Source organism: Paenibacillus arenilitoris, from assembly GCF_014705655.1.
In the GTDB taxonomy this organism is placed as follows: Bacteria; Bacillota; Bacilli; order Paenibacillales; family Paenibacillaceae; genus Pristimantibacillus; species Pristimantibacillus arenilitoris.
In genome coordinates, this window is the sequence record NZ_JACXIY010000012.1 from 41,959 (window position 1) to 55,234 (window position 13,276).

Below are 13,276 nucleotides of genomic sequence, written 5' to 3' on the forward strand. Positions count from 1 at the left end.
AAGTCGTCGGCACCGTTCAAGCTCGAGAAGGCTTTTCTTTTTAGAGCAAAACTGGGAACGTTCCCAAAATTGGATGGCAAAGCTTGCAATCGTGCAAGAGTACTAGAGCTAATGTTGGCGCAAGTTGTCCGTTTCATTTTTGGGAACGTTCCCACAATTGAATGATAATCGTTTATAATAGGGAACAATATCATCCAATTTCGGAAAGGCAGTGGTTCAAAATGGGTCCAACGATACATGATGTCGCAAAATTAGCCAAAACTTCTAAAAGCACGGTATCCCGGTATTTAAACGGCCAGCAGGTAAAGAAGGCGACGCAGGAGGCGCTGGAGAAGGCGATCAAGGAGCTCAACTTCCACCGCAACGCGAACGCGCGCAGGCTCGTGATGGATAAAACGTACACGATCGGCATCGTCATCGACGATATTTCGAACATTTTCTATTCCGGCATTATTAAAGGAATCGAAGAGATTGCCGGCAAGAACGGCTACAATTGCATCTTCCTTAGCTGGACGTCCAATTACGACAATGAAATTTCGTTCTTGAACCTGCTGTACGAAGGGCAAGTAGACGGCATCATCATGGTCAGCTTCCGGAAGCGGAGCGAGAAAGATCTGCTGAAGATCCGGGAGGCCGATTATCCGATCGCCCTGATCGGGGACCACGGCGAGCTTGACGGGATTTTCTCGGTGGACGTCGACAACGCCGCCGGCATCGCGGACGTCGTTCATTACCTGCATGACATCGGGCACCGCAAAATCGCCTATATTTCCGGTCCCGAGACCGTTTCGGCCAGCAAATACCGGTTCAAGGGATACAAGCAGACGCTCGAGGCGCTCGGCCTCGAGTACAATCCGGAATGGGTCGTCGAATCGGATTGGACGAATCAGGGCGGCTATGCTTCGATCGGGAGCATTCTCGACAAGTCCGAGGTGACGGCGGTCGTCGCGTCGAGCGACGAAACCGCGATCGGGGCGCTCCGGCGAATCCAGGAATCAGGCAGATACGTTCCCAAAGACATGTCGATCGTCGGCTTCGACGACGTAACGGTATCGAGCTGGGTGTATCCTTCGCTCACCACCGTGCGGCAGCCGTTCCGCGAGATCGGGAAAATGGCGGCCGAAGGGCTCTTCCGGAAAATTGCCGGCGAAGAAGAGGAGGCGAGGAGCCACCTGCTGAAGCCGCAGCTCATCATTCGCGATTCCTGCGGAAAACTTCTCTGAAAAGGGTTGTGTGACATGAACAGTAAAATTAACAAATCGCATTACGGCTACTTTTTTATCGCTCCGTTTTTTATCGGATTCGCGGTATTCGGCCTTATCCCGATTCTCTACACGTTCTACTTGAGCCTTACGAAGTGGGACGGGTTCAGCGACCCGATCTTCATCGGGTGGGACAACTACGCCAGAATCGTGCAGGATACGTTCTTCTACCAGGCGATCCTGAACACGCTCATCATCTGGATCATCTCGATCGTCCCCCAGCTTATTCTCGCGCTGGTGCTGGCGCTCATCCTGAACGAGAAGTTCGTGAGGGGGAAGCACTTTTTCCGGGCGGTCTATTACTTCCCGCATATCATCACCCCGATCACGCTCGGCGTCATGTTCAGCCTTATGTTCGACTGGCAGACCGGCAGCGTCAACAAGCTGCTGCTGGAATTCGGATGGGTTTCGGAGCCGGTCAACTGGTTCAACAGCCCTTGGTGGTCGAGGGCGATCGTAGGCCTCGTCATCTGCTGGCAATACTTCGGCTTCAACCTGATCGTGTTCATCGCGGGGCTTCAGTCCATCCCGAGCGAGGTGTACGAGGCCGCGGAGGTCGACGGCGCCTCCAAGCTGCAGACGGCATGGTGGATCACGCTGCCGATGCTGAGACCGGTGTTCCTGTTCACCTTCATTACGTCGGTCATCGGCGGGCTGCAGCTGTTCGACGCGCCGCTCATGCTCGGCAACGGGCCGGATAACGCGACGCGGACGATGGTTATGTACCTCTATGAAACAGCTTTCAAAAACTTTGATTACAGCTACGGATCCGCAATCGCCTACGCCATCTTCATTGTAGTAATGTTCTTTACGCTCATTACGGCGAGAGCTTCCAGGCTGAAAGATTAGGAGGCCTATCGACATGAACGAAGCAACCAGAGAGCCGATGCGCCTTGGACCGATCGTCGCCAAAACCGTCATGTACCTGTTTCTCATCCTGATTGCGATAACCTGTCTCGTGCCGTTCTACAGCATGTTCATTACGTCGACGCACGCGAATTCCGATATTGCCCGCAGCCTGCTGTTCTGGCCGGGCGACCAATTCATGGAGAACTACAACCGGCTCATCGAGACGGTCAACATCTGGCGCGGCTTCGCAAATACGATTTTCATAACGGTAGCGTTTACTTGCCTTAATCTGTACTTCGCCGCGCTGGCGGGCTACGGCTTCTCGAAGTACAACTTCAAGTACCGCGGCGGCTTGTTCCTGTTCGTGCTCGGCACGATGATGATTCCGGGGCAGCTCGGCATTATCGGCTTTTATAAGCTGATGAACGCGCTCAATATGCTCAATACGTATTGGCCGCTCATTCTGACCGGGATCAGAGACGCGTTCGGCATCTTCCTGATGAAGCAAATCGCGGATTCCTCCGTGCCCAACGAAATTATCGAATCGGGGAGGATCGACGGCTACGGGGAGCTGAGCATCTTTCACAAGCTTATCCTGCCGCTGATGGCCCCGGGCCTCGCGACGCTCGGCATCTTCTCGTTCATCGGGAAGTGGAACGACTTTTTGACGCCGATGATCATTTTGTTCGACAACGACTTGCAGACGCTTCCCGTTATGATCGCCAGCGTGAAGTCGCAGTTTTCTTCCGATTTCGGCGCGCAGTACGTCGGCATCGTCATATCGGTCGTGCCGATTCTTATTTTCTTCTCGATCATGTCCAAGCGGATCATTAGCGGCGTCGCCGCAGGCGCCGTGAAGGGCTGAGGCCGAACTCCATTGAAAGAGGTGATGCGCGAACCGCAAGGATGCAACGGAGCACGATTTTTGCAAAAGGGTAACGGTTACGCAACGCATTCATCACGCATGAAGGGGAGATTCGATTGAAAACGACAAAATGGTTTTCCATGATGGTGGCGCTGGTAATGGTCCTGACCATCGCGGCCGGATGCGGCAACAACGCGGGCGGCAACGCCGGCAACGAGCCGGCGCAGACAGATACGCCGCCCGCTGACGGACCGAAGGAATTGGAAGGCAAGCTGGTCGTATGGACGTTCTTCGACCAAGTGAAGGAAATGGGCGCGAAGTTCGAAGAGAAGCATCCGGGCGTCAAGGTGGAGGTTAACATCTTCCCGGGCGACCAATACCAGACGAAGCTGCTCTCCGCCATGCAGTCCGGGAATAACGTTCCCGACGTATTCGACCTGGAGAGAGGCTACATCGGCAAGTTTATCGACGCGAACTTCATTGCGGACCTGTCCGCGATGGGCATCGAAGAGCAACTGACGGACTACATCCCTTACGTTCGCGAGCTGGGCAGAGCCGCCGACGGAACGATCCGCGCCGTATCCGACCATTCATCCCCGGGCTCCTTCTGGTACATCCGCGAGAACGCGAAGAAATATCTCGGCACGGACGATCCGGATCAAATCAGCGAAATGGTCGGCAGCTGGGACAAAATCATCGAGCTCGGCAAAAAAGTATACGAGCAAAGCGGCGGCAAGGCGTATCTGATGCAGAACGCCGGCGACGTATTCGATATCGCCGCCTACAACACGGAGCCGTGGGTGAAGGACGGCAAGCTGAACATCGATCCGAAATGGAAAACGTATTATGAGACGCAGCAGCAGATCCGCGCGAACAACGTCGACGCCAAGCTCGGCTTCATGTCCGCCGGCTGGGGCAACGCGCTGAACGACGGCACGGCTGTCCTGAGCGCGATGCCCGCTTGGGCGACGTTCATGATCGACAACAAGGACGACAAGGCCGTCGGCAAGTTCGGCGTGGCGAAATCGCCGGAAGGCTTCTATACGGGCGGCACGTACCGCGGCATTTACGAGAAATCGCCGAACAAAGAGCTGGCTTACGAGTTCATCAAGTACATCGCGAGTCCGGAATGGCAGGAATACAACCTGGGCAAAACCGGCAACATGCCGGCCAGCGGCAAGGTTTACCAGGACAACATGGACACGTTCAAGGTCAATCTCCTGGGCGATCAGAACCCGATGAAAATTTACTACGAGCTCGTGAACGAAATGCCGGGCATCGCGCCGGACAAATACGGCGAAGAAGTGCTCAGCAAGTGGAGAAAGGTCGCGGGCCAAGGCATTACGGACAATACGAGCTACGACGACGTCGTAGCAAGCTTCAAGAAGGAAGTCAAGAACGCATTCCCCGACATTCAAGTCGATTAACGCCTACAGAGAAAGCGGCTGCTTCTTCGCAAGAAGCAGTCGCGATTTTTTACCATTGGAGGGAGCGGGCCGATGAGCAGCATTCGCGATTACATTAGGGACCTGCGCGTCATAGACGGCCACGAGCATTTGGCGACGCAGCGGCTCAGAGAGAAGGACAAGACGGATTTATTCGGGCTGATGCATTATTTGGATTCGGACATGATTACGGCCGGGATGCCCCGCGGCATACTGGCGAAGCAGAGCGGTCTCGACAACGAGCAGAAAGCGGCTCTGTTCATGAAGTATTGGGAGAAGGTCAAAAACACGGCTTACGCGAGAACGTTCAAGACGGCGATGGAGGATTTGTACGGCATGCGGGATTGGACCGCGCAAGGGCTGCTCGAGTTGAACGAGAAGGTGCTCGCCGCCTCGCTGAACAAGGATTGGTACGGCAAGGTGATGACGGAGAAGGCCAAGATCGACCTTGCGTTTACGCTGATCTATACGACGAACGTCAATTTCGACATGTTCCGTCCGATCATGTTCATGGATTTTACCTTTAGATTGCGATCGCTGAAAGACATCGCGGCCGTCGAACGAGCTTCCGAGCATGAAGTGAACGCGCTCCAGCAATATTTGACCGCCGTGGATGCTTTATTAAATAAATACGTGAAAGAAGGCATGGTGGCGACGAAGCTCGGCCACGCCTACTGGAGGACGCTCGCCTGCGAGAAGCCGACCTTCCACGAGGCGGAGCTGGTGTTCAACCGGCTCATGACCTGTTCGCTGGACGAAGGGCTGTCGCAAGCGGAAACCCGTCCGCTTCAGGATTATCTCATTCATTTCGTGATCCAGCGCTCGACCGCTTACAAGCTGCCGATTCAAATTCATACCGGGCATCACGAGACGAGCGTGTCCGGCAACGGAAATATCATAACCAATTCGAAAGTATCGTCGCTGCTGCCTCTCTTGCTGGAATATTCGAAAACGAAATTCGTCCTGCTTCATTGCGGCTTCCCGTACGGCGGCGAGTATTTGACCATCGCCAAAAACTTCGAGAACGTCTACGCGGATTTCACCTGGATGTACATTATATCTCCGACGGCGGCGAAGCATATTCTCCATCAAATGATCGAGATGGTCCCGCAAACGAAGATTCAAGGCTTCGGCGGCGATTACAACTATATCGAAGGAACGTACGCGCACCTCAAGCTCGCCAAAAAAATCGTCGGCGACGCGCTGGTCGAAAAGGTGGAGGACGGCGCGCTTGGCGAGGCCGAGGCGATCGATTTCGCGAAGGCGATCTTCCGGAACAATCTGATCGACATTTACGGATTGGACGAGAAGCCGGTGTAAGCGGCCGGCAAGAGAAGGAGGGAGTTTATGACGAAACCGGAGTGGGCGGTGCGCAAGAAGGAAGAGGCGGGCGCGGGCGGATACGAAATCCGGCTGCTTGCCCCCGGGCGGGGAGACGACGCGTCCTGCCTCCGCTTCCCGGCCCTGCTGCGGGCGGAGAGCCGCGAAGGGGAACGCGAGACGGTGGCGGTCGATTCCGCCGAAGCCGCGGGCGGCGCCCTTCGGGCGGCCGGCAAGTCGGCGCGGTTCGAAGCGGAGACGCGCTGGACGTTCGCGAACGATGAATGCCCGTATTACGACGTAACGGTCGAGCTCGCATACACGGGCGAACTGCCGTCGGCATGGAATGTGCAGATCGAAGCGGACCTGCTCGGGGAAGGCAGGCCGGACTGGATGATCCCGGGCGCCTTCTACAAGGAGAACCGCTTCGAGAGCAATCTCCGCCAATACCCCCGCTATGACTACGAGGGCGGAGACGCCTCGCGGATGGTATCGGATTATTGGGCGTTCCGCGCCGACCGGGCCGCGCTGCCGGCCGTATTCGCCTGGAACGATCATCTGTGCGGCGCGCTTTGCGCGGACGAGACGTCCGCGACCGGACTGAACGGGCTCGGCTTCCGGGGCAATGCGGACGGCACGCGCATTTGGCTGAATTTTCCTTACCGGGAAGAGCCCGTCACGTTCGTCGGAAGCGCCGTTCCGGCTCCCGCGGACATCGCGGCCTACACGTTCCGGCCGGGAGAACGGGTGACGCTTCATTTCAAGGCGTATGTCGGCTCCCCCGATCCGCACGCGTACAACCCGTTCGTGAGGCAGATGTATAAGCTTCACAAGAGCGGGCACGCCCTCAATCCGTGGATGAGGCTCGAGGAAGCCGCCGAGCTGACGGCGCACGGCTTGTATACTTGGCATTACAGCCCGGAGCACCGGATTTTGTACGAGACGGCGGCGTTCGACCGCGAGTTCAACAACAACGTGAAGGGCATGGGCGACCGCCCGCATATGCATGTCGGCTGGGTAAGCGGCGCGCCGTATGCGTACAGCCTGCTGACCTACGGCGCGAAGAACGGGAATAAGGATTATATGGAGGCGGGAGCCGCCGTTATCGACAAGGTCGCCTCGGGTCTTGCCCCATGCGGAACGTTCTGGGCGTCCTGGATCGTCGACAAGGGCTGGACGGCCGGCTGGAACCCGCGCAGAGACTGGCTGCAGGCGCGGACGATCGCCGAGGCGACGCTGTTCATGGCCAGGGCGCTGAAGTTCGAGAAGGAACGCGGAGCGCCCCGTCCGGAATGGGAGAAGGCCTTGCTGTCCAATTTGCGGTTTGCGGCGGGCTGCCAGCGTGAAGACGGCAATTTCGGCTCCTATTACAACAGCGGCAGCGGAACGGTCGAGGAATGGGACGGAGCCGGCGGCATGCTATGGATCGCCGCGTTATTGGAAGGCGCGAGCCTGCTCGCCGAGCCCGCGTTCGCGGAGGCCGCGGTACGAGCGGGCGGCTACTACGAGAAGTTTATTCGGAACGAGTATATATACGGAGCGCCGGAGGACGTGCATTTGACGCCAACGAGCGAGGATGCTTACAACGCGGTGGCCGCCTACGTCGCGCTCTACGAGTTCGACCGGAACGACGAATGGCTCGCGCTTGCGTCGAGCGCGGCCGACTGGATGATGACGTTCCGCTGGAGCTACAACCTGGAATTTCCGCGCCATTCGCTGCTGAAGCAGTACGACTACCGTTCGCGCGGCGCGGATCAGGCGTCGACCTCGAACCAGCATCTGCACAATTACGGCTTGTTCTGCGTGCCGGAGATGCTGCGGCTGTGGACGTATACGGGCGACAAGTATTACTTGGACCGCACGAGGGACCATATTTCCTGCTTCCTGCAGTTCATCGCGCGGGAGGACGGCGATTTCAACGCCTACAAAGGGATGGTGACGGAGCGGTTCTACAATACGAACTGCTTCCAGCCGAAAGGGATGATGCTGACGCTGTCCCATTCCTGGTGCATCGGATTGATCTTGTACGCCTCGCAGGAAGCGCTCGCCTATGCGGACGATCTGGACCTGCGCGGCGTGGCGGAATAAGGAGGAGGAGAAGGACATGTACGTGGCGGGCATCGATATCGGCACGACCTCGATCTGCTGCGTCGTCATGGACGCGGAATCCGGGAAGCAAATCGCCGTGCTCGGGAAGCCGAACGACGCGGGCCTGCCGTCCGCGAACGGCTGGGAACGGGCGCAGGATCCAGGGAGGATCGCCGCGATCGCGGACGGATTGATCGGCGAGCTCGGCAGCTGTTGGGGCCGCGTCGGCGCCGTCGGCATTTCCTGCCAGATGCACGGCGTGCTGTACGTCGACGGGCAGGGCAAGGCCGTAAGCCCGCTGTATACGTGGCAGGATCGCCGAGGCGATTGCCCGTTCGGCGATGGCATGACCTACGCCGCCTATATGGAGGACCGAACGGGCTATCCGCTCGCTTCGGGATACGGCATGGTGACGCATTTTTATAACGTGCGATGCGGTCTCGTGCCGCAAGACGCCGCCTACCTGTGCACGATAGGCGACTACGTGGCCATGAGGCTTAGCGGCTCTGCCATTCCCCTCATGGATCCTTCCAACGCGGCGAGCCTCGGCTTGTTCGATCCGGCCGAGGGACGATTCGACCTCGCGCGGATGTCGGCGCTCGGGATGGACGCGTGGATGGTTCCTCCCGTTGCGGGACGGGAATCCGCTGCCGGAACGACGGCGGACGGCAAGCTCGTCGCCTGCGCCATCGGCGACAATCAGGCGAGCTTCCTCGGAAGCGTGCCCACGCTTGCGGGGGCGATGCTCGTCAATATCGGCACCGGGGCGCAAATTTCGATATTCTCGGAGACGCCCGACGCGAAGCCGGGCATCGAGGCCCGTCCGTTCCCGGGTGGCGGCTATTTGCTCGCGGGCGCTTCGCTCGGCGGCGGCAAGACGTACGCGCTGCTGGAAGCGTTGTTCCGGGACGTATGCGAATCGTTCGGCGCGGCGCCGGCCGCTTCGCGGTCCTTGTACGAGCGCATGAACGAGCTGGCGGAAGAGGCGCTGCTGGAGGGCGGGCCGCGGCTTCGGGTGACCGCGTCGTTCTTCGGCACGCGGGACAATCCGGACGCGACGGGCTCGATCGCCGGCATCGGCGACCGCAACTTTAAGGCGAAGCAGCTCGTTCTCGGCGTGCTCGCCGGCGTGGCCGACGAGCTGATCGGGCTCGCGGCGTCGTTCCCGGAGCGGCTGCGCGGCCGGATCGGGACGGTTGCCGCTTCGGGCAACGGCGTCCGCAAAAACCGCGTCATGCAGCGGCTGCTGCGGGAGAAGCTGGGCCATCCGATCCATTTGTCCCGGATGGAGGAGGAGGCGGCGTTCGGAGCCGCCTTATACGCCGGCGTAAGGGCCGGCGCGTTCCCCGGCATCGAGGCGGCGATTTCCCATTTTCAAAGGAGCGAAGCTTATGACGGCTAAAATCGCAATTATTCATACGACTCCCGTGACGATAGACCCCTTGAAGGCGCTGGCCGCGGAGCTCATTCCGGGCTGCGCCGTCATCAACCTCGTCGACGATTCGATTCTTCCCGAGCTGAACGCGAATGGCGGCAACGTCGACGCGATCGCGGACCGCTGGAAGCAGTACGCGGCGATCGCGGAGAAGCTGGGCGCCAAGTGCATTCTGAACGCCTGCTCCTCGATCGGGGAAATACCGGCGCTCGTGCAGCCCGACATTTCGGTTCCGATCGTGAGGATCGACCAAGCGATGGCCGAGTACGCGGTCCGGAGCGCCGCGGTCGTCGGCGTGGCGGCGACGCTCGCGACGACGCTGCAGCCGACGGAGCGGCTGCTTCGGCGGACGGCCGAAGAGGAAGGGCGGGCGATCCGCCTCGTGCCGGCCCTCGCGTCCGAGGCATACGGCAAGCTGCTTGCCGGCGACAAGGAAGGCCATGACCGGGAGCTGGCGGCACTTCTAAGGAAGCTGGCCGGGGAGACCGATATCGTCGTGCTCGCGCAGGCTTCGATGGCCTGGGTGCTCGAGCGGTTCGGCGAGGAAGAGAGAAAAAAGTTCATCAGCAGTCCGCGGCTCGGCATGCAGAAGGCAGCGGCCGCTCTGTCCAACCATAAAGGAGATCTGACAGATGGTTAATGATACGCGAAGCAATAATGTAATGACGTTAAAAAAAGCGCTGGAGGCCGCCGAAGCGAACCGCTTCGCGATCGGTTCGTTCTCGCCGAGATATACGCCGATGATCAAAGCGGTGCTGCAGGCGGGCCAGCGGGCGGCGTCTCCGCTCATCGTCCAAATTTCCCATAAGGAATTGGTCCGTTACGGCATTGCGCCGGGCGAATTCGCGGAGGAGTTCTACCGCCAGATCCGGGATTCCGGCATTACGGTGCCGGCCGTGCTGCATCTGGACCATACGAAGGAAATGGGAACGATCCGGGAAGCGGTCGAAGCCGGGTTCACGTCGGTCATGATCGACGCCTCGGAGAAGCCGTTCGCGGACAACGTCGCGATCAGCAAGGAAGTCGCGGAATACGCGCACGCGAAGGGCGTGTCCGTCGAGGCCGAGCTCGGCATGATCGGCACGACCGACTTCGTCGAGACGGATACGGACGAGGAGCTGTTCACCGACCCGCGGGAAGCGGCCGAATTCGTGCGGCTGACGGGCGTCGACGCGCTGGCCGTATCGTGCGGAACCGCCCATGGCGTGTATAACGTCCGCAAGCCGAGAATCGATTACGACCGCTTGTCGGCGATCCGCGCGCTGACGCCGGTCCATCTCGTCCTGCACGGCGGCTCGGGCGTTCCCGCGGACATGATGAAGAAGGCGTTCCAGCTGCCGGAAGGCGGCGTGAGCAAGGTGAATATCGCCACCGATCTGGAGCTGGCGCTGCTCGCTTCGCTCGGGCGCGAGGACCGGATGAGCAACGCGGAGTGCAGGGCGCTTGACGCCGAGCGGCTTCGGAAGGGTCGTCAAGCGGTCACGGAGACGGTGATCGGGAAGATGGAGCAGTTTTTGTTAAGCAGCGGGAAGGCTTCCCGTTTTTAAGAATAGATGCGGTACGAGGAGGATATGGACGAATGAAGGATAAGCAGCTGTACATGATCGGCAACGCGCATTTGGACCCCGTCTGGCTGTGGCAATGGCAGGAGGGCTTTCAGGAAACGAAGGCGACGTTCCGCTCCGCGCTGGACAGGATGAGCGAGTCGGACGACTTTATTTTTACGTCAAGCTCGGCGGCGATGTACGAATGGGTCGAGAATAACGACCCGGCCATGTTCGAGGAAATCAAGCAGCGCGTCAAGGAAGGCCGCTGGCATATCGTCGGGGGCTGGTGGATACAGCCGGACTGCAACATCCCGAGCGGCGAATCGTTCGTCCGCCAGGGCTTGTACGGGCAGCGCTATTTCAAGGAGAAGCTGGGCGTGACGGCCAAGGTCGGCTACAACGTGGACAGCTTCGGCCATAACTCGATGCTGCCGCAGATCCTGAAGAAAAGCGGCATGGACTATTACGTGATGATGCGTCCGATGCCGAACGAGAAGGCGCTGCCGGGACGGCTGTTCTGGTGGCAGTCCGACGACGGCTCGAAGGTGCTGACGTTCCGGATCATGTATGAATATTTGTCGTGGGGCAAAGATTTGGAGAAGCATGTAAGGAGATGCCTCGGCGAATTCAAGGAACCGGTGAACGATCTGATGCTGTTCTACGGCGTGGGCAATCACGGCGGCGGACCGACGAAGGAGAACATCGCCAGCATCCGGAGGCTGAACGGCGAACCGGATCTGCCGAAGCTCGTATTCGCGACGCCGGATAAGTATTTCCATGACATGGAGAACAAGGGGCTCGAATTCCCGGTCGTGCACGACGATCTTCAGCATCACGCGAGCGGCTGCTACGCCGCGCATTCCGGCGTGAAGCAGTGGAACCGCCAGGCGGAGAACAAGCTGGCGGCCGCTGAGAAATATTCGGCGCTCGCCTACTGGCTGACCGGCCAGCCGTATCCGAAGGAATTCGACCGCGCGTGGAAGAACGTGCTGTTCAACCAATTCCACGACATTCTGGCCGGCACGAGCCTGGAGCCCGCGTATCAGGACGCAGCCTATTTGTACGGAGAAGCGATGGCGATCGCCGACCGTTCGCTCAATTACGCCGTCCAATCGATCTCGTGGAACATCGGCATCGAGCAGGACGAGCGGACGACGCCGATCGTCGCGTTCAACCCGCATGCTTGGCAGAGCCGCGTCAACGTGGAACTCGAGATCGGCGGCATCAAGCCGAGCGCGGTGCTGCTGGACGACCAGGGCAATGCCGTTCCGTTCCAGACGGTCAAGTCGCAGGCGGCGGCAAGAGGCCGCTTCCGGTTAAGCTTCATGGCCGATCTGCCGTCGATGGGCTACCGGGTGTATAAGCTGCTGAAGGAGTCCGATTCCGTGAAAGCGGTCGGCGAGCCGATCAAGGCGGGCGACCATACGCTCGAGAACGGCCGGTTCCGGCTCGAATTCGATCCGGTCAGCGGCGGCATCAAGAGCCTGTACGACAAGAAGGCCGAGCATGAGGTGTTCAAGGGCGAGGGCGCCCGTCCCGTCGTCATCGAGGATACGTCGGACACGTGGAGCCATGACGTTCTCCACTTCAACAAGGCGGTCGGCGGCTTCCGGGCGAAGAAGGTGCACCGCGTGGAGCACGGGCCGGTCAAATCGGTCATCCGCGTCGTGAGCGAATACGGCAGCTCGAAGCTTATCCAGGATTTCGCCATGTATCCGGACAAGGATAAGATCGACGTGCAGGTGACGGTCGACTGGCGCGAATCGTTCAAAATGCTGAAGCTGATATTCCCGATGAACGTCGTATTCAGCAAGCAAACGTACGAGATTCCGTACGGCACGATCGAGCGCGAGCACAACGGCGAGGAAGAGCCGGGGCAGAGCTGGGTCGATTACACGGGTCTCGTCCAGGACAAAAATACGATCTACGGCATGAGCCTGATCAACGACGCGAAGTACAGCTACAGCATCCATAACAAGGAGCTGGCGCTGACCGTGCTCCGCAGCCCGATCTATGCGCATCACGTCCCTTACGAGCCGGATCCGGAAGGCGAATATTCGTTCATCGACCAAGGCATCCAGCGTTTCCAATACACGCTGCTGCCGCATGAAGGCACGTGGGAGGACGCGGGCACCGTCCGCTGCGCGGCGGAGGTCAACTGCAAGCCGGCCGCGATCATCGAATCGTACCATGAAGGCAAGCTGCCGCAGACCGATTCGTACGCGAGCGTAGACAAGGACAACATCGTCATCAGCGCGATCAAGAAAGCGGAGGATAACGACGATCTCATTCTCCGCTGCTACGAGACGAGCAAGAAGGCGACGACGGCCGAAATCCGGCTGCCGAAGTGGGACCGTTCGGTCACGGCCGCCTTCAAGCCTTCGGAAATCAAGACGTTCCGGATTCCGAGGAACGCGGCCCGGCCGATCAAGGAAACGAACATGCTCGAATGGGATGAGGCCTAG

General features: G+C 59.2%; 10 protein-coding genes. All 10 read left to right on the forward strand.

Annotated elements, in window-relative coordinates:
- Positions 1–221: 221 nt before the first annotated feature.
- The 10 genes from IDH41_RS09360 (at position 222) to IDH41_RS09405 (ending at position 13,276) form a co-directional block, all read left to right on the forward strand.
- Positions 222–1,223 carry a LacI family DNA-binding transcriptional regulator gene (locus IDH41_RS09360; protein WP_190860354.1) on the forward strand — a complete coding sequence of 334 codons (1,002 nt, stop codon included), beginning with the start codon at positions 222–224 and terminating at the stop codon, positions 1,221–1,223.
- Between the two features lie 15 nt (positions 1,224–1,238).
- Positions 1,239–2,111 carry a carbohydrate ABC transporter permease gene (locus IDH41_RS09365; RefSeq protein WP_190860356.1) on the forward strand — a complete coding sequence of 291 codons (873 nt, stop codon included), beginning with the start codon at positions 1,239–1,241 and terminating at the stop codon, positions 2,109–2,111.
- Positions 2,112–2,124: 13 nt separating this feature from the next.
- Positions 2,125–2,976: a carbohydrate ABC transporter permease gene (locus tag IDH41_RS09370; RefSeq protein WP_223829596.1), complete on the forward strand. Its 852-nt coding sequence runs from the start codon at positions 2,125–2,127 to the stop codon at positions 2,974–2,976.
- Between the two features lie 116 nt (positions 2,977–3,092).
- Complete coding sequence (locus IDH41_RS09375) at positions 3,093–4,403, forward strand: ABC transporter substrate-binding protein (protein ID WP_190860358.1); 1,311 nt, start codon at positions 3,093–3,095, stop codon at positions 4,401–4,403.
- A gap of 72 nt (positions 4,404–4,475) precedes the next feature.
- Positions 4,476–5,741 carry an amidohydrolase family protein gene (locus IDH41_RS09380; RefSeq protein WP_190860360.1) on the forward strand — a complete coding sequence of 422 codons (1,266 nt, stop codon included), beginning with the start codon at positions 4,476–4,478 and terminating at the stop codon, positions 5,739–5,741.
- Positions 5,742–5,768: 27 nt separating this feature from the next.
- A complete protein-coding gene (locus IDH41_RS09385) occupies positions 5,769–7,829 on the forward strand; it encodes a hypothetical protein (protein WP_190860362.1) in 2,061 nt (686 codons plus the stop codon).
- Entirely contained in the window at positions 7,792–9,231 is a 1,440-nt protein-coding gene (locus tag IDH41_RS09390; protein ID WP_190860364.1) for a sedoheptulokinase, read from the forward strand. The genes IDH41_RS09385 and IDH41_RS09390 overlap by 38 nt, the downstream gene beginning before the upstream one ends.
- Positions 9,221–9,904, forward strand: a complete 684-nt coding sequence (locus IDH41_RS09395) for an aspartate/glutamate racemase family protein (protein WP_190860366.1) — start codon at positions 9,221–9,223, stop codon at positions 9,902–9,904. The genes IDH41_RS09390 and IDH41_RS09395 overlap by 11 nt, the downstream gene beginning before the upstream one ends.
- Positions 9,897–10,811 carry a class II fructose-bisphosphate aldolase gene (locus IDH41_RS09400; protein WP_190860368.1) on the forward strand — a complete coding sequence of 305 codons (915 nt, stop codon included), beginning with the start codon at positions 9,897–9,899 and terminating at the stop codon, positions 10,809–10,811. The genes IDH41_RS09395 and IDH41_RS09400 overlap by 8 nt, the downstream gene beginning before the upstream one ends.
- Positions 10,812–10,843: 32 nt before the next feature.
- Positions 10,844–13,276 (forward strand): alpha-mannosidase, encoded by a 2,433-nt coding sequence (locus IDH41_RS09405; RefSeq protein ID WP_190860370.1) that lies wholly within the window; start codon positions 10,844–10,846, stop codon positions 13,274–13,276.

Coding starts and splice junctions, on each gene's coding strand:
- IDH41_RS09370 (WP_223829596.1), top strand. CDS start 2,125: ATGAACGAAGCAACCAGAGAGCCGATGCGCCTTGGACCGATCGTCGCC.
- IDH41_RS09360 (WP_190860354.1), top strand. CDS start 222: ATGGGTCCAACGATACATGATGTCGCAAAATTAGCCAAAACTTCTAAA.
- IDH41_RS09365 (WP_190860356.1), top strand. CDS start 1,239: ATGAACAGTAAAATTAACAAATCGCATTACGGCTACTTTTTTATCGCT.
- IDH41_RS09395 (WP_190860366.1), top strand. CDS start 9,221: ATGACGGCTAAAATCGCAATTATTCATACGACTCCCGTGACGATAGAC.
- IDH41_RS09400 (WP_190860368.1), top strand. CDS start 9,897: ATGGTTAATGATACGCGAAGCAATAATGTAATGACGTTAAAAAAAGCG.
- IDH41_RS09385 (WP_190860362.1), top strand. CDS start 5,769: ATGACGAAACCGGAGTGGGCGGTGCGCAAGAAGGAAGAGGCGGGCGCG.
- IDH41_RS09390 (WP_190860364.1), top strand. CDS start 7,792: ATGCGGACGATCTGGACCTGCGCGGCGTGGCGGAATAAGGAGGAGGAG.
- IDH41_RS09380 (WP_190860360.1), top strand. CDS start 4,476: ATGAGCAGCATTCGCGATTACATTAGGGACCTGCGCGTCATAGACGGC.
- IDH41_RS09405 (WP_190860370.1), top strand. CDS start 10,844: ATGAAGGATAAGCAGCTGTACATGATCGGCAACGCGCATTTGGACCCC.